The organism is Microbacterium sp. DMC48, from assembly GCF_056313825.1.
This window is the reverse complement of record NZ_JBQUZN010000004.1, coordinates 371,074-397,649: the sequence shown is the minus strand read 5'-3', so window position 1 is coordinate 397,649 and position 26,576 is coordinate 371,074. Positions and strand designations below refer to the sequence as shown.

At 69.0% G+C, this 26,576-nt stretch carries 22 protein-coding genes and 1 other RNA gene; 12 read left to right on the top strand and 11 right to left on the bottom strand.

The genetic code is table 11. The annotated features are described in order from the left end of the window. Positions 1-37: 37 nt before the first annotated feature. From ACT53O_RS07165 to ACT53O_RS07155, 3 genes are all read right to left on the bottom strand, one after another. On the bottom strand, positions 38-739 hold the full coding sequence (locus ACT53O_RS07165) for a coenzyme F420-0:L-glutamate ligase (RefSeq protein WP_039415943.1): 702 nt from the start codon (positions 737-739) through the stop codon (positions 38-40). Continuing rightward, on the bottom strand, positions 736-2,070 hold the full coding sequence (locus ACT53O_RS07160; protein ID WP_112931504.1) for an RNA polymerase sigma factor: 1,335 nt from the start codon (positions 2,068-2,070) through the stop codon (positions 736-738). The genes ACT53O_RS07165 and ACT53O_RS07160 overlap by 4 nt, the downstream gene beginning before the upstream one ends. A gap of 206 nt (positions 2,071-2,276) precedes the next feature. Next, positions 2,277-3,245, bottom strand: coding sequence for a proteasome assembly chaperone family protein (locus ACT53O_RS07155; RefSeq protein ID WP_039415941.1), 969 nt, complete (start codon positions 3,243-3,245; stop codon positions 2,277-2,279). Positions 3,246-3,369: 124 nt separating this feature from the next. Between ACT53O_RS07155 and ACT53O_RS07150 the strand changes: the two genes are divergently transcribed. The 3 genes from ACT53O_RS07150 (at position 3,370) to sucB (ending at position 8,036) form a co-directional block, all read left to right on the top strand. Then, the gene (locus ACT53O_RS07150; RefSeq protein WP_135949824.1) at positions 3,370-4,839 is read left to right on the top strand and encodes a leucyl aminopeptidase; all 1,470 of its coding nucleotides are present in this window, start codon (positions 3,370-3,372) and stop codon (positions 4,837-4,839) included. Continuing rightward, complete coding sequence (gene lpdA / locus ACT53O_RS07145) at positions 4,836-6,215, top strand: dihydrolipoyl dehydrogenase (protein ID WP_476151650.1); 1,380 nt, start codon at positions 4,836-4,838, stop codon at positions 6,213-6,215. The genes ACT53O_RS07150 and lpdA overlap by 4 nt, the downstream gene beginning before the upstream one ends. Positions 6,216-6,314: 99 nt before the next feature. After that, positions 6,315-8,036: a 2-oxoglutarate dehydrogenase, E2 component, dihydrolipoamide succinyltransferase gene (gene sucB, locus ACT53O_RS07140; RefSeq protein ID WP_476151649.1), complete on the top strand. Its 1,722-nt coding sequence runs from the start codon at positions 6,315-6,317 to the stop codon at positions 8,034-8,036. A 26-nt stretch (positions 8,037-8,062) separates the two neighbouring features. On the opposite strand, the gene ACT53O_RS07135 is transcribed toward sucB, so the two are convergent. Continuing rightward, positions 8,063-9,439 carry a hypothetical protein gene (locus ACT53O_RS07135; protein WP_476151648.1) on the bottom strand — a complete coding sequence of 459 codons (1,377 nt, stop codon included), beginning with the start codon at positions 9,437-9,439 and terminating at the stop codon, positions 8,063-8,065. Between the two features lie 142 nt (positions 9,440-9,581). On the opposite strand from ACT53O_RS07135, the gene ACT53O_RS07130 reads away from it, so the two are divergent. After that, on the top strand, positions 9,582-10,292 hold the full coding sequence (locus ACT53O_RS07130) for a DUF4191 domain-containing protein (protein ID WP_112931498.1): 711 nt from the start codon (positions 9,582-9,584) through the stop codon (positions 10,290-10,292). Positions 10,293-10,295: 3 nt separating this feature from the next. Here the strand turns inward: ACT53O_RS07130 and ACT53O_RS07125 are convergent, their stop codons facing one another. Beyond that, the gene (locus ACT53O_RS07125) at positions 10,296-10,745 is read right to left on the bottom strand and encodes an RDD family protein (RefSeq protein WP_135949821.1); all 450 of its coding nucleotides are present in this window, start codon (positions 10,743-10,745) and stop codon (positions 10,296-10,298) included. Between the two features lie 131 nt (positions 10,746-10,876). Between ACT53O_RS07125 and glnA (ACT53O_RS07120) the strand changes: the two genes are divergently transcribed. From glnA (ACT53O_RS07120) to ACT53O_RS07100, 5 genes are all read left to right on the top strand, one after another. After that, a complete protein-coding gene (glnA, locus tag ACT53O_RS07120) occupies positions 10,877-12,301 on the top strand; it encodes a type I glutamate--ammonia ligase (protein WP_036289844.1) in 1,425 nt (474 codons plus the stop codon). 156 nt (positions 12,302-12,457) lie between these two features. Further along, positions 12,458-12,790, top strand: a complete 333-nt coding sequence (locus ACT53O_RS07115) for a YbjQ family protein (RefSeq protein WP_061683163.1) — start codon at positions 12,458-12,460, stop codon at positions 12,788-12,790. 104 nt (positions 12,791-12,894) lie between these two features. Then, positions 12,895-14,682, top strand: a complete 1,788-nt coding sequence (locus tag ACT53O_RS07110) for a TIGR03767 family metallophosphoesterase (RefSeq protein WP_135949820.1) — start codon at positions 12,895-12,897, stop codon at positions 14,680-14,682. After that, positions 14,679-15,038, top strand: coding sequence for a hypothetical protein (locus ACT53O_RS07105; RefSeq protein WP_347417364.1), 360 nt, complete (start codon positions 14,679-14,681; stop codon positions 15,036-15,038). Before ACT53O_RS07110 ends, ACT53O_RS07105 begins: the two co-directional genes overlap by 4 nt. After that, a complete protein-coding gene (locus ACT53O_RS07100; protein WP_347417363.1) occupies positions 15,035-15,598 on the top strand; it encodes a hypothetical protein in 564 nt (187 codons plus the stop codon). Before ACT53O_RS07105 ends, ACT53O_RS07100 begins: the two co-directional genes overlap by 4 nt. Here the strand turns inward: ACT53O_RS07100 and ACT53O_RS07095 are convergent. The 3 genes from ACT53O_RS07095 to ACT53O_RS07085 all read right to left on the bottom strand — a co-directional run bounded on the left by ACT53O_RS07095 (position 15,589) and on the right by ACT53O_RS07085 (position 20,220). Further along, positions 15,589-18,588, bottom strand: a complete 3,000-nt coding sequence (locus ACT53O_RS07095) for a bifunctional [glutamine synthetase] adenylyltransferase/[glutamine synthetase]-adenylyl-L-tyrosine phosphorylase (protein WP_476151647.1) — start codon at positions 18,586-18,588, stop codon at positions 15,589-15,591. The genes ACT53O_RS07100 and ACT53O_RS07095 overlap by 10 nt on opposite strands. 3 nt (positions 18,589-18,591) lie before the next feature. Further along, positions 18,592-19,929, bottom strand: coding sequence for a type I glutamate--ammonia ligase (glnA, locus tag ACT53O_RS07090; protein ID WP_036285083.1), 1,338 nt, complete (start codon positions 19,927-19,929; stop codon positions 18,592-18,594). A 105-nt stretch (positions 19,930-20,034) separates the two neighbouring features. Then, positions 20,035-20,220, bottom strand: a complete 186-nt coding sequence (locus ACT53O_RS07085) for a hypothetical protein (RefSeq protein ID WP_036285081.1) — start codon at positions 20,218-20,220, stop codon at positions 20,035-20,037. Between the two features lie 101 nt (positions 20,221-20,321). Here ACT53O_RS07085 and ppgK point away from each other — a divergent pair, with 101 nt between their 5' ends. Beyond that, positions 20,322-21,080 (top strand): polyphosphate--glucose phosphotransferase, encoded by a 759-nt coding sequence (gene ppgK / locus ACT53O_RS07080; protein ID WP_039415929.1) that lies wholly within the window; start codon positions 20,322-20,324, stop codon positions 21,078-21,080. 10 nt (positions 21,081-21,090) lie between these two features. On the opposite strand, the gene rnpB is transcribed toward ppgK, so the two are convergent. Beyond that, positions 21,091-21,466, bottom strand: an RNA gene (gene rnpB / locus ACT53O_RS07075) — RNase P RNA component class A. A gap of 107 nt (positions 21,467-21,573) precedes the next feature. Here rnpB and ACT53O_RS07070 point away from each other — a divergent pair. Then, a complete protein-coding gene (locus ACT53O_RS07070) occupies positions 21,574-22,242 on the top strand; it encodes an LPXTG cell wall anchor domain-containing protein (protein ID WP_476151646.1) in 669 nt (222 codons plus the stop codon). After that, on the top strand, positions 22,235-24,022 hold the full coding sequence (locus tag ACT53O_RS07065; RefSeq protein ID WP_476151645.1) for a DUF4012 domain-containing protein: 1,788 nt from the start codon (positions 22,235-22,237) through the stop codon (positions 24,020-24,022). The genes ACT53O_RS07070 and ACT53O_RS07065 overlap by 8 nt, the downstream gene beginning before the upstream one ends. A 31-nt stretch (positions 24,023-24,053) precedes the next feature. On the opposite strand, the gene ACT53O_RS07060 is transcribed toward ACT53O_RS07065, so the two are convergent. Next, positions 24,054-25,781 (bottom strand): bifunctional 3'-5' exonuclease/DNA polymerase, encoded by a 1,728-nt coding sequence (locus tag ACT53O_RS07060; RefSeq protein ID WP_476151644.1) that lies wholly within the window; start codon positions 25,779-25,781, stop codon positions 24,054-24,056. Then, positions 25,778-26,509 carry a zinc ribbon domain-containing protein gene (locus ACT53O_RS07055; protein WP_476151643.1) on the bottom strand — a complete coding sequence of 244 codons (732 nt, stop codon included), beginning with the start codon at positions 26,507-26,509 and terminating at the stop codon, positions 25,778-25,780. The genes ACT53O_RS07060 and ACT53O_RS07055 overlap by 4 nt, the downstream gene beginning before the upstream one ends. Positions 26,510-26,576 lie beyond the last annotated feature (67 nt).

The following is a 26,576-nucleotide window of genomic DNA, read 5'->3' as shown; positions in this document are numbered from 1 at the left end:
ACGAGGTCGCCGGCGTTTCGCGTCTGTCGGCGCGGTCTCACGCCGCCCGGATGATTCCGAGGGGGGTGGATTCGCGGCCCTGGCCCAGAGGGTTGTCGGCAAGGATCCGCACGAGCTGACGCTCCCCTGCCCTGTCGAGTGTGGAGCCGAGAATGTTCCCGCCGATGTCGTTGATGTCGACGACCGCGACCTGAACGTTCCGGCCGAGCAGCGACTTGACGCGTGCGGCCACTTCGGCCGGGCGCGTCGGGCCCAGAACGACCGCACGGTCGTAGGGCGGGATGGTGCCGTTGGTCGGACCATCGATCGCACGCGCCTTGTCGCCGGCGATGCGGTAGAAGTCGCCGCGGCGTCCGAACGCCTTCGTCACCGCGCTGATCGCCGCAGCGAAGAGGATGCGCGGGGTACCGCACTCCCGAAGGGCCATCTCCATCGTCTCCGGCATGCCGAGCCCGATGCCGTAAGAGGTCTTCGTCACGTACTTCGACAGGAATCGAGCCAGGCGACGCGGTCGGATCTCGTCCAGCGTGTACGAACGGCCCTGCGTGATCGCGACGATCTTCTCGGTGATGAACAGCAGGTCGCCGTCCGTCACCTGGTCGGCCGCGTACTCCGCGATCACCTCATCGAGGCTGTCGCCGGGCATGACGACGCGCGTACGGATCGGAATCCGTGCGAACGTCGTCCCCTCGACGGTGACAGTGAGCGCCTTGCCGTCATTGGGGACCTCGGCGCTCATTCGAGATAGTCCCGCAGCGACTGCGACCGCGAGGGGTGACGGAGCTTCGCCATGGTCTTCGATTCGATCTGACGGATCCGCTCGCGTGTCACGCCGAAGGTGTCGCCGATCTGGTCGAGCGTCTTGGGCTGTCCGTCGCCCAGGCCGAAGCGCATGCGGATCACGCCTGCCTCGCGCTCGCTCAGCGAGTCCAGAAGGGACTCGAGCTGGCGCTGCAGCATGGTGAACCCGACGGCATCCGCCGGAACGACGGCCTCGGTGTCCTCGATGAGGTCACCGAACTCGCTGTCGCCGTCCTCGCCGAGCGGGGTGTGCAGCGAGATCGGCTCGCGGCCGTACTTCTGCACCTCGATGACCTTTTCGGGCGTCATGTCCAGCTCGCGCGAGAGCTCCTCGGGCGTGGGCTCGCGTCCGAGGTCCTGCAGCATCTGCCGCTGCACACGGGCGAGCTTGTTGATGACCTCGACCATGTGCACCGGGATACGGATGGTGCGTGCCTGATCGGCCATCGCGCGCGTGATCGCCTGACGGATCCACCACGTCGCGTACGTGGAGAACTTGAAGCCCTTGGTGTAGTCGAACTTCTCGACCGCGCGGATCAGACCGAGGTTTCCTTCCTGGATCAGGTCCAGGAACTGCATGCCGCGGCCCGTGTAGCGCTTGGCGAGCGAGACGACCAGACGCAGGTTGGCCCCGAGCAGGTGGCTCTTGGCGCGCTGGCCGTCGCGTGCGACCCACTGCAGGTCCAGGCCGAGCTGGCTGGACTTCTCCGACGCCGACATGTGCGAGAGCTTCTCTTCGGCGAACAGTCCCGCCTCGATCCGCATTGCGAGCTCGACCTCTTCGGCCGCGTTCAGCAGCGGCACCTTGCCGATCTGCTTCAGATAGTCCTTGACCGGATCGGCGGTCGCGCCGGTGATCTGCGTCGAGTAGACAGGGACATCGTCTTCGTCGCTCGAGGAGATGACGATGGCGCCGGTGGGAAGGGGCTCGGAGAAGGCCGGCTTCGTGGTGCCGTCCTCATCGTCCTCGTCGTCATCGCCCTTCTTGTCGGTCGCCCCGGTCGATGACTCGGCGGCGTCGTCGCCGGAATCGTCGTCCGATGCGTCCTCGATGTCGGTGTCGTCGAGCTCGACGTCGTCGTCGATCTCCTCGTCGTCATCGGACGCCGTCTTCTTGGACGCCTTCTTCGGGGCCGCCTTCGACTTGGCCGGAGTCTTCGACGCCGCCTTCTTGGCGGCGGTCGTGGTCGTCGCCTGTTCCGTGGCGGACTCCGTGGCTTCCTCCTCCTCGACCTTGCGGGAGCGGGTGGTCTTCGTGCCTGAGGTCACGTCTTGCCTTTCACCGACGCAGGCGTCGGGTTTTCGGACAGGAGTAAGACCCTTGTCAAGTCCGTGGTCGCCTCGTCACGAGCCGACCGCGATTCGACAACGGGTCAGGGATCCATTGTCGCATACATCATCGGACAGACCGTGCGCAACAGTCCATCAGGATCCCCACAGCATCCATAACGTCGCGGGGACGGTGGGCATTCCGCTCAGCGTCGACCGCGGCGGTCGTCGCCTCGCCACTCGTCGCCGCGGCGGTCGTCGTCCCGGCGGTGATCGTCGGTGCGACGGTCGGCCAGGAAGCGCTCCAGCTCTGCGGCGAGCTCGTCCGCGCTGGGCAGATCGCCGGGGTGGATGATCGGCTGGCCGAGGTTCGATCCGGCCATGTAGGCGTCGTACCGCTCTTCGAGAGCGTGCAGCATGGAGGTCAGTTCGGCGTTGCCCTCCACCTGGTCGTCCACCTTCGCGACATACTCCCGGTTCTCCTCGCGCACGTCGTCGACGTTGAAGACGAGGCCGCTGGCCACCGACAGGCTGTCCAATCCCGCGAGTGCGGCGGCCGGGTAGTCCGTGTCGGCGAGGTAGTGCGGCACGAGGAGCACGAATCCGGCGACGGAGGCGCCGCTCTGGGCGAAGCGGTGCTCCAACAGATGACCGACCGTCGCCGGCACCTGCGTGTGGGGCTGCCACACCGAGTGCGCCTGTGTGAGGTCGGCGCGCGTCCCGCTCACGGTCGTGCCGATCGGCCGTGTGTGCGGCACGGGCATGGGAATGGCGTGCACCCACGTCACCGTCGACACCTGCAGTCCTTCGGCGAGGCCCACGACGGTCTCGGTGAACGCCTCCCAGGCGAAGTCCGGCTCGTAGCCGGCCAGGAGAACGAACGGCTGCCCGAGTGCATCGTGCGCCAGTGAGAGTTCCAGCCGGGGCGGACGGTAGTCGGCGAGATGGTCGGCGTCGAAAGTGATCGTCGGCCGCCGCGCACGATAGTCGAGCAGCACGTCGGCCGAGAACCTCACGATCGGAGCCGGCTCGAGGTCGTCGCGGAACATCTCCACCATCTGCGAGACGGCGCCACCGGCATCCGTGAAGCCCGTCAGCACGATCACCAGCGGAAGGCCGGCAGGGACCGGTGGGGCCGACACCACACGCTCGTAAAGGGGACCGCTCAGGGGCATGAGACAACTGTACGAGCCTTCCTCAGGCGGAGGCCCGCGTGCCGCTGACAGCGAACACGCCGCGCGCGGCTCGCCGCCATCGGGCGTCGCCGGTCCCGGACGACGCAAACCTAGGATGGAGGTCATGGCGTTTCCCGAGCTGTCGTACACGACCGATCCGCTGCGTGAGACGAAGGCCGATGCCCTCGTGCTCGCCCTCCCGCCCCTCGACCACGATCGCGGGGCGCTCGCGCAGTGGCCGGGCCTGGCCTCGGCCCTGGAAGCCGTCGGCTACTCGGGTGCGCTCGGCAGCACGGTGCGCGCGTACGCCCCGGAAGCGACGTCACTGCCCCTGATCGTGGTCGGCACGGGGCCCTCGCCCGACACCGCCGCCCTGCGTGAGGCGGTCGGCGCCGCACTGCGGACCACCACCGGCTTCGACACCGTGGCCGTCGAGGTCCCGGGAGTCGATGAGGACGGGTGGGGAGCAGTCGCGGAGGGTGCAGCGCTCGGCGCGTACCGCTTCGACGGATACAAGTCGGTTGCCTCGCCTGCGCGTGCGTCGCACGTGATCATCCGCGGTGAAGGAACCACGGTCCCCTCGGCGCTGGTTCGTGCGCAGGTCGTCGGCGATGCGGCCGCACTCGTCAAGGACCTCGTGCACACCCCGGCCGAGTGGCTGGGCCCGCAGGATGTCGCGGACGCTGCTCGGGCCGCGCTGTCAGAACTCCCCGTGGACGTCGTCGTCCTGGACGAGAAGCAGCTCGCCGCCGACGGTTACGGGGGCATCCTCGGTGTCGGTCAGGGATCGGACCGCCCCCCGCGTCTCGTGCGACTCGAATACGCACCCGCGGATGCCGAGCGCCACGTCGCGATCGTGGGCAAGGGCATCACCTTCGATACCGGCGGCCTCTCGCTCAAGCCGGCCGCGGGAATGGTGGGCATGAAGTACGACATGGCCGGGGCCGCGACCGTGCTCGCCGTCGTCCGCGCGGCCGCACAGCTTCGTCTTCCGGTGCGCGTGTCGGGATGGCTCTGTCTGGCTGACAACATGCCCTCGGGACGCGCGACGCGGCCCGGGGACGTGTTGCGGATTCTGGGCGGGACCACCGTCGAGGTGTTGAACACCGACGCCGAAGGACGGCTCGTCCTCGCCGACGGCCTCGTCGCTGCCAGTCGCACGCATCCGGACGTGATCGTCGACGTGGCCACGCTGACCGGAGCCATCTCGGTGGCGCTCGGTTCTCGCCACACGGGGGTCATGGGCTCAGAGGATGCCGTCGCCGAATATCTCGACGCGGCGGAGGCCGCAGACGAGCTGGCGTGGCCGCTGCCGCTGCCGGCTCACATGGAGGAGGAGCTGGACTCCCCTATCGCCGACCTGGTCAACGCGAAGATCGGTGACCCGTCGGGAGGCTCGCTGTTCGCCGGGCTGTTCCTCCAGCGGTTCGTCGGGCGCGTCTCCGACGACGCGGACGCACCTCGCATCCCCTGGGTGCACCTGGACATCGCCGGCAGCGGGAGCACGAAATCCGCGACCGGCGCGACGGACAAGGGGCCCACCGCGGCGACCGTCCGCTCGCTGCTCGCATTCGTCGAAGGAGACGCACGATGACCGCACACCACTCCGATCTCGTCGTTCTGGGCGGCGGGTCGGCCGGATACGCAGCGGCGATCCGTGCAGCCGAGCTCGGGCGCTCGGTCGTCCTGGTCGAGAAGGACAAACTCGGCGGTACATGCCTGCATCGAGGCTGCATCCCGACCAAGGCGATCCTGCACGCGGCGGAGATCGCCGACGCTGTCCGTGATGCGGCGAGCGTCGGCGTGGCGGCGACGTTCGAGGGTATCGATGTGGCGGGGGTCACCGCCTTCCGCGAGGGCATCGTCGCCAAGAAGTTCGCGGGGCTCGCCGGCCTCATCAAAGCACGCGGGATCACGGTTGTCGCCGGTGAGGGGCGGCTGGTCGTCGATGGCGATGGACCCGCTGTCGCGGTGGGCGAGGTCACCTATCGCGGAACCGACGTGCTCCTCGCGACGGGTTCGCACACGCGTACGCTTCCGGGCATCGAGATCGGGGGCCGGATCCTCTCCAGTGAAGAGGCACTCGCGCTCGCTGAGGTTCCCGCTTCCGTCATCGTGCTCGGTGGCGGCGTCATCGGCGTCGAGTTCGCCAGCGCGTGGCGATCGATGGGGGCGGATGTCACGATCGTCGAGGCGCTCGACCACCTCGTGCCGGCAGAGGACGTCGCCTCGAGCAAGGCTCTGGAGCGCGCCTTCCGCAAACGCGGAATCGTCGCTCGACTCGGTTCTCGCTTCGCCTCCGTTTCGCAGACGGATGCCGACGTCTCGATCGTCCTGTCCGACGGCAGCGAACTGACCGCGGACTATCTCCTCGTGGCGGTCGGACGCGGGCCGTCAACGGCCGGGATGGGGTTCGATGAGGCCGGCGTGGTTCTCGAGCGCGGCTTCGTGAGCGTGGACGAGCGCCTCCGCACATCTGTCCCGCACGTCTGGGCGGCCGGCGACATCGTCCCCGGCTTGCAGCTGGCCCACCGTGGCTTTCAGCAGGGGATCTTCGTGGCCGAGGAGATCGCCGGCCTCCGACCCGTCGTGGTCGCGGAGCAGAGCATCCCGCGGGTCACCTACTCGCACCCCGAAGTGGCGTCCGTCGGGATCACGGAGGCAGCCGCGCGAACCGCACACGGCGACAGGGTTGCGGTCTCTGAGTACAACCTGGCCGGCAACGGCAGAAGCGAGATCATCGGCACCGGGGGCATCGTCAAGATCGTCCGACTGGTCGACGGGCCCGTGATCGGCGTCCATCTGGTCGGCGATCGCGTCGGCGAGCTGATCAGCGAGGGCCAGCTGGCCGTCGCCTGGGAAGCCCACCCTGAAGACATCGCGCCCTACGTGCACGCGCACCCGACGCAGAGCGAGGCGCTCGGCGAGGCATTCCTCGCGCTTGCCGGCAAGCCTCTGCACGCACTCTGACACCCACTTTTCCCGCCCCGTCCGACACGTCACCGCTTGGCCCTCGCGAGGGTCACTAAGCTAGTTGTCGGACATCGAACTTCTGAAGGAGACACAGTCATGAGCACATCCGTGGTCCTCCCCGCGCTCGGAGAGAGCGTCACCGAGGGAACGGTCACCCGTTGGCTCAAGAAGGTCGGTGACACGATCCAGGCCGACGAAGGGCTGCTCGAGATCTCGACCGACAAGGTCGACACCGAGATCCCCTCCCCCGTCAGCGGCGTCATCGAGGAGATCCTGGTCGCCGAGGACGAGACCGTCGAGGTGGGCGCTGTTCTCGCCAAGATCGGAGACGGCTCCGCGGCGGCTCCGTCCGACGACGCTCCGGCGGCCGAGCAGCCCGCCGCTGAGGCGGCACCGGCAGAAGCGGTGCCCGCTGCTGAGGAGGCTTCCCCGGCCCCGGCCGCTGCCTCCGCTCCCGCACCGTCGGGCGATGCGAAGGATGTCGTTCTCCCCGAGCTCGGCGAGAGCGTCACGGAAGGAACAGTGACGCGCTGGCTGAAGCAGATCGGTGACGAGGTCGCGGTCGACGAGCCGCTTCTCGAGATCTCGACCGACAAGGTCGACACCGAGATCCCTTCGCCGGTTGCGGGGACGCTGCAGGAGATCCTCGTCGCGGAGGATGAGACGGTTGCCGTCGGTGCGGTGCTCGCCCGCATCGGCTCGGGCGCCCCGGCGCCCGCTGCTCCGGCACCGGCCGCGGAAGCTCCCGCCGCGCCTGCGCCCGCTGCGGCCGCGCCCGCTCCCGCCGCGCCCGCTCCGGCTGCTGCGCCCGCTCCGGCTGCTGCGCCCGCTCCGGCTGCTGCGCCCGCTCCGGCTGCTGCGCCCGCTCCAGCTGCCGCGCCTGCTCCGGCCACGGCATCCGCCGACGACGCGACGACCTACGTCACTCCTCTGGTGCGCCGACTCGCGCAGCAGCAGGGTGTCGATCTCGCCTCCGTTACGGGGACCGGGGTCGGTGGCCGCATCCGCAAGGAAGATGTGCTCAAGGCAGCCGAGGCCGCTCAGGCCGCACCCGCGGCCGTCGCGCCCGCTCCGGCGGCTCCGGCGCCGCTCGAGGTCTCGCCGCTGCGCGGGACGACTCAGCCCATGTCCCGTCTTCGCAAGGTTCTCGCGGAGCGCGCGGTCGCGTCGATGCAGCAGACGGCTCAGCTCACCACCGTCGTGAAGGTCGACGTCACGAAGGTCGCCTCGTACCGCACGGCGGTGCAGAAGGACTTCGTCGCGAAGACGGGCGGCAAGCTGTCGTTCCTTCCGTTCTTCGTGCTCGCGGCCGCCGAGGCGCTGCAGGCGTTCCCGGTGATCAACGCCACGGTGGACGGCACCGACATCGTCTACCCCGCCACCGAGAACATCTCGATCGCGGTCGACACCGAGCGCGGGCTGCTGACTCCCGTTCTCCGTGACGCGGGCACCAAGACGCTGGCGGGGATCTCGTCGGAGATCGCTGACCTCGCCGCCCGTACGCGCGACAACAAGCTGAAGCCCGACGAGCTCGCCGGCGGCACGTTCACCGTGACCAACACCGGTTCTCGTGGCGCGCTCTTCGACACCCCGGTCGTCTTCCTCCCCCAGTCCGCGATTCTCGGGACCGGCGCGGTCGTCAAGGAACCCGGTGTGGTGAAGGTCGACGGCGTCGAGGCGATCGCCGTGCGCTCCTATGTGTACCTGGCCCTGTCGTACGATCACCGCATCGTCGACGGCGCGGACGCGGCCCGCTTCCTCGGCGCGGTCAAGACTCGCCTCGAGACGGCCGACTTCGAGGCCAACCTCGGGATCTGAGCGGACGCCCCGCCGGCGGGCACACTTCATGGCTGATCCGCGACGTCGTACACGTCGCGGATCAGCCATTTCCCGTCCATCTGCACGAGAACGAGCACCTGGTCCGGCTGCTCTCCGCCGGTAACACGGTATGCAGCGACTCCGCCGTACTCGTCGACGAGGGTGACCTCGCGCTCTCCGATGTTTCCCAGGACGCCTGCGTCAGGGATCCCGACTCCGGGGTCTTCCAGAAAGACGGAGCAATCCGCCTTCTGCGCCCGGACGCACGACGCGAGATCCGAAAGCAGGCGTCGCGCGATGCAGCTGTCGTCGATGCCGTCCGACGGTGCGGGTGTCCCGGCATCCGTTGCTGGGGGATCGGACATCGCTCCCGGCGTGGAAAGCGTCGGTTGATCCGGGGACGGTGGGGAGACGGCGGACTCCGGCGGCGCCGAAGAGGCCCTCTCGCCGTCAGGCCAGGCGAGCCCGGCCACGATGATGACGGCAGCGATGGCGGCCGCGAGCAGGAGCGGCGATCGCCGGTGGGTGCGCGGCACACCATCCTTGCGCGTTGCCGCTTTCCTCGCTGACGTGGTGAGGGCTCCCGCCCGGTGTCGTGCCGTCGCGAGGCCGCGCCCACGACGCGCCGTCACCGTCCGTCGCAGCGCGGAGCGGACATCGCCGAGCACGCCCAGAGCACGAGCGGCGAGGTCATGATCCATGAGCGGCGCAACCCATCTCGCCGCATCGGGCGGAAGGTCGTCGTCGGCGCCATCGAGACGTGCCGGGAGACGTGCCGCGTGACGTGGGGCGGGCACGCCCGCCGCGCCTTGGGCCGTGCCCGCGGTGGGCAGCGGCGTCGGTTCGGCGGCGGCGAACAGCTCATCCTCCACACGCTCGCGCCGTGCCGGCGTCGTGTGGCCCACGTCGATCAGTGCGGCGGCCTCCCGCACGGTGTGCCGCAGACCCGGTGGGGCCGCCTCGGCGAGTTCGTTGAGCAGTGCGACCGTATCGGCCTGCCAGGGTGCTCCTGTCGCAGCGAGAAGTGGACACCCCTCGGTGTCCACCCACCAGGAGCCGACGGTGAATCCGCACCTCTCGGCTTCTGCCGCGCCGCGCAGCACACTGACGGCAGCCGTGACGATGGATCCCGCCTCCCACGCCCGTCCGGCAACGAGCGCGATCAGTCGGTGCGGGCAGTGCGGCAGGAGCGCGGCGTGGCCGTCGGGTGTGCGCGCCAGATCAGCGGGGGTCAGCACATGCTCGCCGCCGCGCACGCGCCAGATCTCGCTCGGAAGATCCTGCACGGGCACCCACACGGTCGGTGGAGTGCCCGCGCGGAGATCTCCGGGGAAGGGCGCGTCGGCGGCCGCCAGCGTCCGCAGCAGCGGTGGGGGCGCGAGCAGACCGGAATCGAAGCTCATATCGCGAGTGTCGCCGCTCGTCGGCGGGGCTCGGCGACGAACGGGGCAACTGTGTAGACGCCGACGCTCTGGGCCGATGGGGAGGAGCTCTCGTCGCACCGCATGCGCATGCGCCGTGTCGGCGCGACGGTAGGCTGTGGGAATGGCATCCCGCAGTTCCGCACCCGACAAGGGCCCCGGCTTCTTCTCTCAGATCCGCTCGCTCTACACCTTCACGAAGGCCGAGTTCTCGTGGCTGCCGTGGGTGCTGGTGGCTGTCGTGGTCGTCGGAATCGGCATCGGCATCCTCGTCGGATTCCTCATCCCGCCGGCGGCTGTCTGGAGCGTCATCCTGTGGGGTGTCACCGGTCTTCTGTTCGGTCTGTTGGGCGCCATGATCGTGCTCACGCGACTGTCGACGCGCGCGATGTACATCAAGCTCGACGGGATGCCGGGAGCCGCCGGGCACGTGCTGTCGACCTCGCTCGGTCGCAGCTGGGTCGCCTCCGAGATGCCCGTGGGCGTCAACCCCAAGACGCAGGACGCTGTCTACCGCGTGATCGGCCGCGGCGGTGTCGTTATCGTGGGTGAGGGTGCGCGCGGGCGGCTGACCCGACTCGTCAACGACGAGAAGATGAAGGTCCAGCGCGTGGCGTCGGGAGTCCCGATCAACGTGCTCTACATCGGTCACGGCGAGGGGGATGTCCCCATCTCGAAGCTCTCGGCGACCATCAAGTCGTTCCCCAAGAAGGTCGACCGCACGACGATGGCTGCCGTCGTCAAGCGCGTGGACTCGGTATCGCAATCCGTCACCTCGCTGCCGATCCCGAAGGGCATCGACCCGATGCGTGCGCGCGCGCCGCGCCCGCGCTGAGCCTCAGCCGCGAACGAGGACCGTCCCCGCGATCTTGTCGTGAAGGCCGCGGTGATCGCCGTCCCAGATCACGGCGGGGATGATCAGGGCGAGCAGGAGTGTGCGCACCAGCGGACGCCAGACGCCGCTCCAGCCTCCGTCGACACGGACGATCCGCATGCCGAACAGCCGATGCCCCGGGCTTGCTCCCAGCGTCGGGATGAACAGTACCTGGACGGCGAGGAAGATCAGGTTCGACGCGACCGGATTGGCGTATCGGAAACCGGTGACCTCGTCCAGTGTCGGGAAGAACGCGTAGGCGACCAGTGTCGCCGTGGCCAGGTCGACGGCGAGAGCGCCGATGCGGCGACCGATCCGCGCAATGCTCCCCGCGCCCGACCGTGGCAGCCCGAGCCGCTCGCCGGGATAGGTGCTGTCGTGTTGTCCCGTATTGTCGGAGGTACCTGCCGTCACCGGGTCAGCTTATCCGCGTCGCTGTAACATCCCCGAAACACGGGGGATACTGCCGGGCAACCGGTCATCGATAGCGTCGAGGCGGGCCTGATCCCGTTCAGGCGTGTTCCACACCCGATCTTGGAGACTCCATGTTCAAAGATTCATCCGAGGTTCTGAAGTTCATCAAGGACGAGGACGTCAAGTTCCTCGACATCCGGTTCACGGATCTGCCTGGTGTGCAGCAGCACTTCAACATCCCGGCCTCGACCGTCGACGAGGAGTTCTTCACGGTCGGCCAGCTGTTCGACGGCTCGTCGATCCGCGGTTTCGCGAACATCCACGAGTCAGACATGCAGCTCATCCCCGACGTGTCCACCGCCTACATCGACCCGTTCCGCGAGGCGAAGACGCTCATCATGCTCTTCGACATCTACAACCCGCGCAACGGCGAGATCTACAGCAAGGACCCGCGCCAGGTCGCCAAGAAGGCCGAGAAGTACCTCGCCTCGACCGGCATCGCCGACACCGCGTTCTTCGCTCCCGAGGCCGAGTTCTACATCTTCGACGACGTCCGCTACGAGGTGAAGCAGAACGCCAGCTTCTACAGCGTCGACTCCGAAGAGGGCGCCTGGAACACGGGTCGCGCGGAGGAGGGCGGCAACCTCGCCAACAAGACGGCCTACAAGGGCGGCTACTTCCCCGTCTCCCCCGTCGACAAGACGGCCGACCTCCGCGATGACATCAGCCTGCACCTCATCGACGCGGGCCTGATCCTCGAGCGTGCGCACCACGAGGTCGGCACCGGTGGTCAGCAGGAGATCAACTACCGCTTCGACACGATGGTGCACGCGGCCGACGACATCCTGAAGTTCAAGTACATCGTCAAGAACGTCGCCGAGCAGTGGGGCAAGGTCGCGACCTTCATGCCCAAGCCGCTCTTCGGAGACAACGGTTCGGGCATGCACACCCACCAGTCGCTGTGGCTCGAGGGCAAGCCCCTCTTCTACGACGAGAAGGGCTACGGCGGCCTGTCCGACGTCGCTCGTTGGTACATCGGCGGTCTGCTGGCGCACGCGCCGGCTGTCCTCGCCTTCACCAACCCGACGCTGAACTCCTACAAGCGTCTGGTCAAGGGCTACGAGGCTCCGGTCAACCTGGTCTACTCGGCCGGTAACCGCTCGGCCGCGATCCGCATCCCGATCACGGGCAGCAACCCGAAGGCCAAGCGCATCGAGTTCCGCGCGCCCGACGCCTCCGGCAACCCGTACCTCGCCTTCGCCGCGCAGATGATGGCGGGCCTGGACGGCATCAAGAACCGCATCGAGCCGCACGAGCCGGTCGACAAGGACCTGTACGAGCTGCCGCCCGAGGAGGCCAAGAACATCCCTCAGGTTCCGAACTCGCTGCTCGACTCGCTGGAGGCGCTGCGTGCAGACCACGAGTTCCTCCTGGCCGGTGGCGTGTTCACGCCCGAGCTGATCGAGACCTGGATCGAGTACAAGATCGAGAACGAGATCAAGCCGCTCGCCGCTCGCCCGCACCCGTTCGAGTACGAGCTGTACTTCGGCGTCTGAGCGACGCCCACCCGAAGAGCCCGTCGGCATCGCGCCGGCGGGCTCTTCGCCGTCCTCCCCTCGCGAAGGATGCCGCGGCATCCGTAGGATCGTGGCGTCGCTCTCCCCCGCGCACCACCCCCGGCCGCGGGCATACGACGACAGAGACGAGGATCGATGTTCGCCGTCACCACCAATGACGTTCCCGGTTACCGCATCACGAAAGTGCTCGGCGAGGTGATGGGACTGACCGTTCGTTCGGCGAACTTCGGCCAGAACTTCACCGCCGGCTTCCGCTCGCTCGCCGGCGGCGAGATGCCCGAATACACGAAGGTGATCTACGAGTCGCGCTTCGAGGTGATGCAGCGAATGTGGGCGGAGGCGCAGCAGCGCGGGGGGAATGCGGTCGTCGCCATGCGGTTCGACTCCGGCTCGATCGGAAACTTCACCGAGTTCTGCGCGTACGGAACCGCTGTGGTCGTCGAGCCGATCGACCCGCCGCAGGCCTGATCGCGACACTCCCGCGACGCGGGCTTGCCGTTGTGGTCGTCGAGACGCTGTGCCCGCTAGATTGAGCGCACCCGATAGCGTCACGCACCAACCCGGAGGTGCCCGTGGGCGTGCTCTCCCGCCGCCAGTTCCTCGCCGTCGTCGGTGGCCTCGCCGCCGCCGGCGCGCTCCCGCGCGATCAGCTGGCGCAGGCTCTGGCGACCGCGCCGCCGCGCGCGGCGGTCGCCGAGGCTCCATCGACGCTCACGCGCACCATCCTGCAGGGCGGGGTGCAGAAGGGCTCTTACCGCGGGCTGGTGGCAGGTCCGGGCGAGCCGCACCTGCCGCGACTCGATGTGCTGCGTCGCGCCGCGGCGGCCGGACGCGCGGCATCCCGTCGATCGCTGCTGTACCTCGCGCACCTGTCGGATATGCACGTGATCGACGCGCAGTCACCGGGGCGCATCGAGCCGATGATCGTCCAGGACCATTCCGCGTGGGGCTCGGCCTTCCATCCGCAGGATCCGCTCAGTCCCCACGTCATCGCCGCGATGACGAAGTCGCTCTCGGATCTGCGCTACAGCCCCGTCACCGGTGCGCCCATGGATGCCGCCGTGGTCACCGGCGACAGCGCCGACATGCACTCTCACCGGGAACTGCGGTGGTACATCGACCTCCTGGACGGCCTCAGCGTGGATCCGCGGACCAGCGACACGTTCGAGGGGGTGCAGGCGTGGGCCGAGGCCGTGTGGGCCTATCGCCCCGCCGATCCCACCGGCGGCGCGTTCGGAGCGTACGGGTTCCCGACGCTGCCGACGCTGCTCGACGAGGCCATCGCCCGCCCCGTCGCCTCGGTGGGGCTTCCGGCGCCCTGGTACACCGTGTACGGCAACCACGAGACGCTCCTGCTGGGCACCTTCGATCTGGACACCCAACTGCGTGCCCTGGCAGTGGGCGGTCGCAAGTCCTACACGCTGGAAGCGACCGCCGCGATGGCTTTGGGCGGGTACGCCGCGCGCACCAGCGCCGTCCAACAGACGCTCGACGCGTGGGGGCTCGAGCTCGGGCTGCGTCCGGGTTTCAAGGCTGTGCCCGCCAACCGCGACCGTGCACTCTTCACCCAGCAGGAGTTCATGCAGGAGCATTTCCGCACGGCCGATCGCCCCGGTCCCGTGGGGCACGGTTTCACCGACCACAACCTCAGCACCGGCGAGACGTGGTGGAAGGCGGACCTGTCCGCGAATGTGCGCGCGTTCGGGCTGGACACGTGCAATCAGGTCGCCGGGCCCGACGGGGCGGTCCCGAAGAACCAGTTCGACTGGCTGGAGGCCGAGCTCGCCGTGGCGACGAAGGAGAACCGCCTCGCCATTGTTCTCAGCCACCACAACAGCGACACCCTCGAGAACCGCGCCCAACGCCCCGGACAGGACGAGGTGCTGATCGGAGCGGACGAGTTCGTGGCCATGCTCGCCCGCTATCCCGTCGTCGTGGCGTGGCTGAACGGGCACACGCACCTGAACCAGATTCTCGCGCATCCCGCGTCGACGGGCGGCGGCTTCTGGGAGATCACGACGGCATCCTGCATCGACTTCCCGCAGCAGCAGCAGACCGTCGAGCTCGTCGACAATCGGGACGGCACACTCTCCATCTTCACGACGGTCGTCGACCACGCGGCTGATCCTGTGCCGGGAAGTGGCGGTGACTACCTCGCCCTCGCGTCGCGCAGCCGTGAACTGGCATCCAACGACTGGGCCGAGACGCCTCTGATGCGACGCGGTTCGCCGCTCGACCGCAACACCGAGCTGCTGCTTCCGGCGCCGTTCGATCTCGCCACGATCAGCGACGCGGCGCTGGAGACGCAGCATCTCACCGCGCGCGCCCGCATCCTCGCGCACGAGGGAGCCCTGTCATGACGTCGGGTCGTTCTCGCGCCGCCGCGTCCTTCGCAGCTGTGCTCGCGGTCCTGGCCTTGACGGGCTGTTCTCAGATCGCCGCTCTCGCTCCGGTCGGCGGCAACGGGCTCGCCGAGGTGCGCTTCGCTGCGATCGACGTCCTTCAGCAGAAGAACGTCGCCCTGCTGACGGCGCCGGTGTGCGCACAGGCGGACACCGGGCCGCTCGTCACCTGTGCGGGAACCAGCGCCGATGGTCGCGAGATCACGGTCACCTCGAGCGTCGCATCCGGTGCGCAACTGGTGGTTGCCGTCGGCGGCGAGACGATCTACTCCGGTGCGCTCACCGAGGTGCTGGACGAGGCGGCGCGCGGATGAACGTGTTGCGCTCCCCCGCCCGTCGCCGTGTCACGGCCGCGCTCGTGGTCGCGGTGCACGCGGGTGCGCAGGCGGCGTTCGTCGCCGTGGCACCGCGACTGCCGTTGGATGCCGGGGCGATCGCCCTTGCCGTCGCTTCTGGTCTCGTGATGCTCGTCGCCGCGGCTGCGCTCTGGACACTCGCCCTGCGCGCGGTATCCGCTCGCGCCCTGCTGACGCTTCTCCTCGCGGGGGTTGCCCTCGCAGCCTCCGCTGTGGCGGCGCCGATCGCGGTTCCGATCGTCGCGGCGATCGCAAGCCCGCTCATCGCGGCGGGGTCCCCACCCGCTGCGGCCACAGCCATGCGCCGGCATCCGTGGCGCACGGCGGCCGGTCTGGTCGTGACCGCCGTCGCCGTGATACTCGCGACGATCGTCGCGATGCTGCTCGGTCTGCTCGTGACCGGTGCGCTCGGGGCTGCGGTGGCCTGGGTGCTGATCGGTGTCGGGGCCATCGCACTCATCGGAGCTTGGGCTCGATGGGCACGTGCCGGGACGTCGGTGGGCGCGGCTCAGCCGTAGAAGAGCTTCTCGAAGTCACGGCGCGCTCGTCGCGCCGTACGCAGCCATTCCTCTTCGACCAGCGTCGCCGACCGTGCCGGATACTCCAGGAGTCGACCGATGCCGTCCAGCTTGCCGCGGTCGGTCGGCAAGACGTCGCTCGTCTGCCCCGAAAGGAGCGTGTTCGCCGACCTCAGCCGACTGGCGAGACGCCACGCATCGTGCAGACGCTGCGCGGCGCCGTCAGGCACCAGTCCGGCGGCGCGCGCGGCCTCGAGAGCCTCGAGGGTGGACGTCGTACGGAGGGCGGGGACATCGTGCGCGTGTTCGTGCTGCAACACCTGCACGAGCCATTCGACGTCGCTCAGGCCGCCGGGCCCGAGCTTGAGGTGACGTGCGCGATCGACGCCCTGCGGGAGACGCTCGTTCTCGACACGGGCCTTGATCCGCTTGATCTCCCTCAGATCCTGCACCGCAGGCCGCGCGGGGTAGCGCACCTCGTCGGCGAGGGCCATGAAACGGTTGATGAGTTTCACGCTGCCGGCGACGCCGCGGGCCCTCAGCAGCGCCTGCGCTTCCCAGGACAGCGACCAGCGGCGGTAGTACTCGGTATACGAGTCGAGCGAACGCACCAGCGGCCCGTTGCGCCCCTCGGGCCGCAGATCGGCGTCGAGATCGAACGGAACGCGGTGGTCTTCGGAGTACGAGCGCAGGCCGCTGACGAGTCGTAGGGCCAGGTCGTGCGCACGCTGCGGATCGATGCCGTTGGCTTCATAGACGTAGAGAACATCGGCATCCGACCCGAACCCGAGTTCCGCGCCGCCGAAGCGCCCCATCGCGATGACCGAGAAATCGAGAGCGGCATCTTCCGGCGCGACGATCTCGCGCCGAACCGCACGAAGGGTGGCCTGGATCGTCACCTCGCTGACCGTGGTGAGTCCCTGCGCCAGCTCGTCGATGGTGAGGGTGCCGAGGATGGCGCCGAAGGCCAGACGCAGCAGCTCTCGTCGACGCAGCGCCCGGACGGCGCGCATGGCGTCGCCGACCGTCTCGTGGCGGGTCTGAATCGCCCGCGCCTCCTCCTGCAGAGCGTGCCCGCCGCGCGGACGCAGCTGCTCGTCGGAGTCGAGCCACGCCACCGACTCCGGGATCCACTCCATCAGTTCGCCGATGTAACGCGACCCGGACAGCACGCGGGTCAGGCGCTCCGCCGCCCCGGAGGAATCCCGCAGCATGCGCAAGAACCACGGTGTGTCGCCGAGGCGCTCGCTGATACGTCGGAAGGCGAGCAGACCGTAGTCGGGGTCGACGCCGTCGGCGAACCAACGGATCATCACCGGCATGAGATGACGCTGAATCGTCGCCTTGCGGCTCAACCCGCCCGTGAGAGCACCGATGTGGCGCAGGGCACCGGCCGGGTCGTGGAACCCGATCGCCGCGAGCCGATCGTGCGCCTGGTCGGGCGACAACTGGTGCTCGTCCGAACTGAGCGCCGCCACCGCCGACAGCAGCGGACGGTAGAACAGACGGACGTGGATCTCGCGCACCTCGCGTTTGATCCCTTCCCACAGCGCCCACACGGCGGGTCCGGTCTCGGCCAGCCCGGACGAGCGCGCCAGCAGACGAAGCCCCTCGGGTTGCTGCGGCATCAGGTGCGTTCGTCGCAGATCCCTCAGCTGCATGCGGTGCTCGAGCACGCGCAGCATCCGGTAGTCGCGGGAGAAGGTCGCGGCATCCTCGCGGCCGATGTACCCGGCGCCCACGAGGGCCTCCAGTGCGTCGAGCGTGCCGCGCTGACGAATGCTGTCGTCGGTCAATCCGTGGACGAGCTGCAGCAGCTGGACCGTGAACTCGATGTCGCGAATGCCACCAGGCCCCAGCTTCAGTTGGTAGGCCACGTCCCCCGGGGGGATGTGATCGGTGACACGTTCGCGCATGCGCTGCACGCTGTCGACGAAGTTCTCGCGCGCTGCGCTCGTCCAGATCTTCGGCTGGACCGCAGCGACGTAGGCCTCGCCGAGCATGCGATCACCCGCGAGTGGGCGTGCCTTCAGAAGGGCCTGGAACTCCCAGCTCTTGGCCCATCGGTCGTAATAGGAGAGGTGCGAGTCGAGGGTGCGGACGAGGGCGCCCTGTTTGCCTTCGGGGCGCAGGTTCGCGTCGACCTCCCACAACGGTGGCTCGACCTCCATGCCCGAGATGCCCCGCATGGTCTGCACGGCGAGTCGCGTGGCGATGTCGATGACGCGGCTCTCCCCCACCCGCTCGACGAGTTCATCCGAGCCACCGCCGACGAAGATCACGTCGACATCGCTGACGTAGTTGAGCTCTCGAGCGCCCGTCTTGCCCATCCCGATGATCGCGAGCCGGGTGGCAGAGACCTGCTCGTGGGGGAACAATCCGGAGCCGGGGGCACCGCCGGCGACTCGTGTACGTGCCACGCACAGCGATGCCTCCAGAGCTGCCCCCGCCGCGTCCGCGAGGCTGGCGGCCACGGGCGCCAAGACCTCGACCGCATCGTGGGCGCCGAGGTCATAGGTCGCGATGCGCGCCAGCATCCGGCGATAGCGCACACGCAGCGCCACCCACGCGCTCTCGTCGCCGCTGGCGGCGAAGCCCTCGGCATCCGCTCCGACCGCGCTCGTGAGCTCTGCTCGAAGTTCGTCGGCCGTTGGCAGCGGTGTGCCCGCACCCGTGAGGTGAGCCAGCTCGTCGGGATGGCGCAGGTAGAAGTCCGCGAAGCCGTTGGAGGCGCCCAGCAGCCGCCACACGCTCGAGGAGACGCGACGCAGCGCCTCCGCGACGGCGGGCCCGTCACGTCGGGCGATGCGCGCCAGCGCGGACAGAGCCGCGTCGGGGTCGCCCGCCTCTGCGGCTCCGCGCAGGATCTCCTGCCGTCCCATCCCGAGCAGATCCACGAGCTCGGTCAGCAGCGCATCGGCGTCGCCGAGCTCACCGAATCCGTCGCGCGCCAGTTGTGTGAGAACCGACGTGCGCTCGTTCGACGACACGGCTCAGAGCATCTCCAGGTTGCTCTTCAACTCGAACGGCGTCACCTGCGCGCGGTATTCCTGCCATTCGCGACGCTTGTTGAGCAGCACGTAGTTGAAGACCTGCTCGCCGAGGGTCTCGGCGACCAGCTCCGACTCCTCCATGTACTCGAGGGCGTGGTCCAGACTCGCGGGCAGCTGTGCGTATCCGAGCGCACGCCGCTCGGAATCCGTCAGCGACCACACGTTGTCCTCGGCCTCGGGGGGAAGCTCGTATCCTTCCTCGATGCCCTTGAGGCCGGCGGCCAGCATGAGCGCGAAGGCAAGGTAGGGGTTCGCGGCAGAATCCAGCGCACGGTACTCGACGCGCGTGGACTGCCCCTTGTTCGGCTTGTACATGGGCACGCGCACGAGGGCGGAGCGGTTGTTGTGGCCCCAGCAGATGAAGCTGGGGGCCTCATCGCCGCCCCAGAGGCGCTTGTACGAGTTGACGAACTGGTTGGTCACGGCCGCGATCTCGTTCGCGTGGGTCAGCAGGCCGGCGATGAACTGTCGGCCCGTCTTGGAGAGCTGATACTGCGCGCCCTCCTCGTAGAAGGCGTTCTGGTCGCCCTCGAACAGCGACATGTGGGTGTGCATGCCGCTGCCGGGCTTGCCGGAGAGGGGCTTCGGCATGAACGTCGCGTAGACGCCCTGCTCGATCGCGACCTCTTTGACCACGGTCCGGAAGGTCATGATGTTGTCGGCGGTGGCGAGGGCGTCGGCGTAGCGCAGGTCGATCTCGTTCTGACCGGGACCGCCCTCGTGGTGGCTGTACTCGACGGAGATGCCGAGGTCCTCCAGCATGCGGACGCTGCGACGGCGGAAGTCGTGCGCGGTGCCGCCGGGAACGTTGTCGAAGTACCCGGCCGAATCGACCGGCTCGGGGCCTTCCGCCCCGAAGGACGACGACTTGAGCAGGTAGAACTCGATCTCGGGGTGCGTGTAGAACGTGAACCCGGCATCCGCCGCTTTCGCGAGCGTGCGCTTGAGCACGTGGCGGGGATCTGCGACCGCCGGCTGCCCGTCGGGAGTCGTGATGTCGCAGAACATGCGACCCGTGGGGTCGATCTCCCCGCGCCACGGAAGAGTCTGGAACGTCGTCGGGTCGGGGTGCGCCAGAAGGTCCGACTCGTAGGAGCGCGTGAGTCCCTCGATCGCCGAGCCGTCGAAGCCGAGTCCCTCGGTGAACGCCCCTTCGACTTCGGCCGGAGCGATCGCGACCGACTTCAGGGTGCCGATCACATCGGTGAACCAGAGGCGGACGAACTTCACGCCCCGCTCTTCGATCGTGCGCAGTACGAAGTCCCGCTGCTTGTCCATCGCGTCCTCTCAGATGCCGCTTCTCAGATGCCGCTTCGAAGGGAAGCCGGGCCCACGCCCAGACTATCGGTCCCGGCTCGTGTCCGACGTGTCGCCGGGCGCGCGTCAGTCGTTCTCGCGCTCGTCGTCCTCGGCCCATTCGCGAGAGCGCTGGGCAAGCAGCTGCGGAGCGTTGGCCGCCTCCTCGGCGGTGTCGAACGGGCCGGCGCGGTCGATCGCCGGCGACTCGAAGCCGCGCTCCACGGCGCCGGTGGAGAAGTTGTACCAGTACTTGTCTTCGCCTGACGTCATGGCGCGTCCTTCCTGTCGGGGCGTACGCCCACCGGTCCCGATCTGCGGGCTCTGGCTCGATCCTAACGAGCGGCACCGACGACCTGGATAGGCTGGACGCCATGACGACGAAGGCGACCCGCGCGGTCGGTGTGGACATCGGCGGAACCGGCATCAAGGGTGCCCTCGTGGATCTGGAGGGGGGAAACCTGCTCAGCGACCGCGTCAAGGTTCCGACACCGGCCGGCGCAGAGCCGGACGACGTGCTGGGCGCGGTGAAGACCGTTCTCGAGACGCTCGGCGTCAGCGATGCCGACATTCCCCTGGGCGTCGCCTTCCCGGCGATCGTCAAGAACGGCAAGACCCTGTCCGCGGCGAACGTCGCCGAGACCTGGGTCGGGTTCGAAGCCGAGAAGTTCTTCGAGGACGGACTGGGGCGCGAGATCCACTTCGCCAACGATGCTGACGTCGCCGGTGTCGCCGAGGCGCGCTACGGTGCCGCGCGCGATGTTCCCGGGCTGGTGCTGCTGACGACCCTGGGCACGGGCATCGGCACGGCGATGCTCTACAACGGCGCGCTCATCCCGAACGCCGAGCTCGGTCACCTGCAGCGGGCGAACCACGGCAAGGATGCCGAGGCCTGGGCCGCCTACTCGGCGATGGAGCGCGACGAGCTCACCTGGAAGAAGTGGGCGAAGCGCCTGCAGTGGTACTACAGCTACCTCGAGTTCCTGCTCAGCCCCGACCTCTTCATCGTCGGCGGTGGCGTCTCCAAGCACGCCGACGAATTCCTGCCGATGCTGACGCTGACGACACCGATCGTGCCCGCCACGCATCGCAACAACGCCGGGATCATCGGCGCGGCTGCGCTGGCCGTCTGACCGACGGGGGCGAATGGGCCGGCCTATACGCCGGGTTCTGTCCGGGAGCTGATGCTCCGTGGACGGTCATCTCTCTCGGCGACACGTTGCCGTGCCGCTCCAGCGGCCTACCCGGGGACTCGGCGAGCCGCGTCGGCATCCCCTGTCTGGCCTTGCTCCGGGCGAGGTTTACCGTGCGGATCGTGTCACCACGATCCCGGTGGTCTCTTACACCACCCTTTCACCCTTACCCCGGTGCTCCGACCAGCGGAGTCCGGGGCGGTCTGCTCTCTGTGGCACTGTCTCGCGGATTGCTCCGGGTGGGTGTTACCCACCGCCCTGCCCTGTGGAGCCCGGACGTTCCTCGGTGCGGGATGACCCCGCCACGCGACCGTCCAGCCGACCCATTCGCGCTCTCGATCCTACTGGTCGGCAACGGTCGATCGTGATACGGTGTCGCCACGAGACCCGGCTGGGGGGTTTGGGCTCGCATCGCCTGGGGGAGGCAATCATCATGCGTAAGTACGCACTGTCCGCTGTTCTCGCTGTGCTCCTGCTGTCGGGAGGTGCGACGGCTGCGGTCGCCGCCGATGCCGACGGGTACGGGCCCGACACGCCGCCGGCGCCGACATTGGTCGGCACCATGGTCGCGCCATCGTGCGAGTCCGATGTTCCGTGGATCAACTACTCGGTCGTCATGAACGATCCGGGCGGGCTCGCCACGAGTCACACGGCCCGCCTCGTGCTGAGCGACGGCAATCAGTCCACGACGATCCCGCTCGGTGAGCTGGTGAACGGGCGACTGTCGGGGCGCGTCCTGTGGCCGGGTGCGTCCGTCGACGCGAACGGCGTCGGTAACGGATGGCCCGGATGGGCGTTCGAGAACGGTCAGTGGGTTGCATCGTCGGGCAACTTCGCGTGGACCCGGGGCGACATCTCCGCTGTTGTGGAGGTCAACCCGTCGCTGCGCGTCGCCCTGTCGTACCCGCCGTCCACGTCGGCGTGCCTGACCGATCCGACGGGTGTCGGAACGTCGGGTGCCGTCGCGGCGGCCGGCATGTCGCTGCCGGCGACGGGAGGCGACGTCGCCGGGGTGCTTCCGCTCCTCGGCGGGGCGGTCGTCCTGCTCGTCGGTGGAGGTGTGCTGCTGTACGTGCGCCGCACCCGTCGCGCCCGTGACTGAGGCCACCACCGGCTCAGCGCAGCACCGCGACCGCGACCGCCGGCGTTCCCGCCGGCGTCGCATCGGGGCCGTCGTCCTGGTCGCCGTCGGCGTCGTGGTGCTGGGCTTGGCGTGGCTCGGCATCCGCGGGTGGATGGCCAAGGGCGAGCTGGACGACGTCGCCGCCCTCCAGCCGCGGCTGAGCTCGGCGATGGCGGCGGGCGACATCGAGGCACTCGGCGCCGTGGTGGCCGACGCCGAACAGCACGCGCGTCGCGCGGCGGAGTTGACGACCGATCCGATCTGGCGGGCCACGGAAGCCGTCCCGATCATCGGAGCCAACACCGCGGCGGTGCGCATCGTCGCGGAGAGCGTGCGCGACCTCGCCGTCGCCGCGCAACCGGTGCTACACGTTTCGACGCCGTCGCGCAGCGGCGAGGGAAGGTTCGACCTGACGGCGGTGTCGGCGGCCGCGCAGCCGGTGGACGACTTCGCCGCGGTCTTCTCGCGTGTCGACGGGTCGTTGGGCGGCATGTCGACCGCGGGTCTGGTCGGGCCGGTCGAGGCAGCGACGGCGCGTCTGCGTGCTGCGGTCGCCGCGGCGGCTCCGACCGTGGCGGAGGCAGCCTCGGTCGCCCAGATCCTGCCGGCGATGCTGGGAGCGCACGGGGCCCGATCGATCCTGGTCATGGTGCAGAACTCGGCTGAAGTGCGCACGGGCGGGGGTATCACCGGATCGTTCATCCTGCTGCGCGCCGACGGTGACCGGCTCGCGGTGGTCGACCAGGTCGATTCGAGCATGTTCCCTCATCGCGAGACCCCGATCGCAGAACTGCCCGCTGATCTCGTGACTCTCTACGGACAGTCCCCGGGACGATTCGTCATGAACGCGACCATGACGACTGACTTCGCGCTGAGCGCCCGATTGGCCTCGGCCTGGTGGCAGTCGATCGGCCGTCCGGCTCCAGACGCGGTGATTGCGATCGATCCTGCGGTGCTCACCGCGATGCTCACGATCACGGGACCGATCACCCTCGGCGACGGCACGATCGTCGATCCTGCCGACGTCGTGGGTGACGTGCTCGTCACGCCGTATCTCGAGAAGACGCCCGTTGAACAGACAGCGGTTCAGCGCGAGGTCTTCGACCGCCTTTTCGCTCAGATCACGTCTGCGCCCATCGACCCCCTGCGCTGGCTGCGAGCGCTCGCCAAGCCGGTCGCCGACGGGCGGATCTCGATCTTCAGCACGCACAGTGACGAACAGGTCGCGGTGACCGACGGGGCGTTCTCCGGAACGCTGGGGAGGTTCCGAGCTGCCGGGCCCGATGCCGTGGGCGTGTACTTCAACGACGCGACGACCGGAAAGATGGACACGTTCCTCCACGTCGATCTCGCGGCGTCCGTGCGGACGTGCCGCGCGGACGGCGCCGCCGACGTGATGGTCGCCGTGACTCTCAGAAGCGCTGCGCCGGCCGGCGCGCGCACGTTCGCGGAATCGATGACGGGAGCAGCGAATCCCGCCGCGCCCGGCGATATCACGACCGATGTGACGGTGATGGTCCCCCGCGAGTGGTTCGTCGGCGGTGTGACGCTCGACGGCGTGGACGTGTCCGCGACCGCGGCCGACGGCAGTGACTCCTCCGCCTCGTTGGCGCGGGTGACGCTGCGGCCCGGCGAGCAGAAGACGCTCGCGTTCGGGTTCGTCGCGAAGAACGGCGCGCAGCTGCGACCGGTGCTCGTGCACACGCCGATGATGAACGACGTCAGCGTCGCCGAGGTGGCGTCGACGGCGTGCGGCTGAGGGCGAGCGGGTGCGGACGGTGCTGCCGCGGTCAGCTCTTGGCGGCGTCCTGCGCGATGCGGAGGTCGAGGGGGAAGTCGACCGGAAACCGTCCGAAGAGCAGGCGCGCTGCGCCGTCGGCGGCCTGACCCACGGCGTCGGCCACGGCGTCGGCGTGCACGACAGGTGTATGGACGATGATCTCGTCGTGCAGGAAGAAGGCCAGGTGCGGACGCCGCCCGAATACGGCCCCAGAGTTCCGTGCCGCATCCCTCTCGTCGACCGGCGGGAGCGCCGCCAGTCGACCACGGAGGTCGGCGAGCCACGCGAGCGCCCACTCGGCTGCCGTGCCCTGCACGACGAAGTTGCGGGTGAAGCGCCCGCGATCGCGTGCGGCGCGCCGTGCCCGCGTCCGATCGCTCTCCGTCGCCTCCGGCAGCGCGGCGGCGGACTGGATGTCGCGCCAGTGCGTCGATGCGCCGGGACTGGTCCGTCCGAGCCAGGTCGAGACCACGCCGCCCTGCTCCCCCGTCGCCGCGGCGGCATCCACGAGACCCATCGCGCGAGGGTAAGCGCGTCGCAGGGCAGGCACCAGCCGTCCGCTGTCACCGGTCGTCGCGCCGTACATCGCCCCCAAGACGGCGATCTTCGCCTCTTGCCGCGTGTGGACGACACCGCTGCTGACGATGCCCTCGTACAGGTCCTGTCCGCGCGCCGCGGCGGCGAGGGCCTCGTCTGAGGACATCGCCGCCAGGACCCGCGGTTCCAGCTGAGCCACGTCCGCGACGATGAGACACCAGCCGGGGTCTGCGCGCACCGCGGGGCGCAGTTGGCGGGGGATCTGCAGCGCTCCGCCCCCGGACGATGCCCACCGTCCGGTGACGACGCCGCCGGGAACGTACACGGGACGGAATCGACCGCGGGGCGCCCACTCGTCGAGCCACCCCCAGCCATTGGCGCTCATCAACCGCGTGAGCTTCTTGTAGACGAGCAATGGCGCGATCGCGGGATGGTCGTACTCGGCGAGCTCCCATCGATTCGTGGAGTCCGCGGCGATGCCGACGCGATGAAGGCTGCGCAGCAGCTTGGGCTGGGAGTCGAGATTCGCCGTCGGATCCTGGAGCGCCTCGCGGACTCGCGCCGCGGCCTCGCGCACGCGTTCGGGCTGTTCTCCCGGGGGCGGACGTGTGCCGAGCGTCTCCGCCAGGATGTGCTCGTGGGTCCCCCGATCCCAGGGCAGTCCGGCGCTGTGCATCTCGACGGCCAGGAGCGCTCCGGCTGACTCCGCCGCCACGAGCAGGCGCAACCGCGCGGCCTCGGATGAGCTGCGAACAGCCTGCTGCTGCCGGCGGAACTCCGCGAGCACCTCGTCCGGATCATCCGGGACGCCGGCGGGGACAGTGCCCTCGACGTCGAAAAGGGTGGGCACCGTCACGGGCGGCACCTCCTCTGTGGCAGCAACATCCCACTGCGTCGCTGTCCGAAGGGCATCCGGGTCGGTGACGAGCGCACTGCGGCGGAGGATCGCGTGGGTCAGGCGAAGATCGTGACACCGCGCGACCACCGATCGCGCGGCCAGGATGCCGGGATACCAACGATTAGTGTCCGACCACACCCATCGTGTGCCGGCCTCGTCCGCGTCCCACCAGTTCTCCCGTGAGCGGCGCTGCACGTCCGTGACGTCGAGGTCGGCGTCGACCGTCGTGATGACGGCGGTGTCGCCTTCGCTCGCCACGAGTCGCCAGCGCGGCGCGATCGCCGCCGCGCTGCTGGTCGTCACAGCCCCGATTCGTCGGTGCGTACCAGGATCGCCCCGCACTCCGGGCAGGTCACGACGTCATCGTCGGAGGCCTGTCGAATCGTCTGCAGATCGGTTCCGGAGAGCACCATGCGGCACGCCTCGCACGTCTTACGGTGCAACAGACCGGCTCCGACGCCGCGGGCAGCGAGACGCTCGTACATCGCCAGCAGATCGGCGGGCACGCGCGCGGCGACCGCGGCGCGGTCGCGGGTCGCCGCCTCCCCCCGGGCGGCGGCCGCCGCCACCGCGTCCTTCGCCGCCGCGCTGAGACGAGCGCCCTCCTCGTTCACCGCGGCGATCGTCTCTTCCTTTGCGGAAACGGCGGTCTGGGCGGCATCGAGCTGCTCCATCAGTTCGAGCTCGGCGTCTTCGAGGTCGCTCTTGCGCTTGGCGAGCGAGGCCAGTTCGTGCTGGAGGCCCTGAGCTTCCTTGGCGTTCGCCGACGACGCGAGTCGTTCGGCATCTCGGGCGGCCCGCGCCTCGACCACGGCGACGTCCGACTCCACCCGCGCCAGTTCGGCGGTGATGTCGTCGCGGCGCCCCAACAGCGTCGTCAGTTCCGCGGACAGGCCCTGCCGGCGAGCGAGCAGCTCTTGGACGCGACCGGCCTGCTCGGGGGTGCGGCGGGCGTGCTCGGCGGCCCGCATCACGCCGTCGAGGTTGGCGAGTTCGAGCAGGAGCTGCTGGTCTGCGGGTCGGGACTTCACGGTCCCAACCTACCGCGACACGTGGACAGTGCATCCCCGGTGAGGTTGCGCCCCACTAGCATGACCA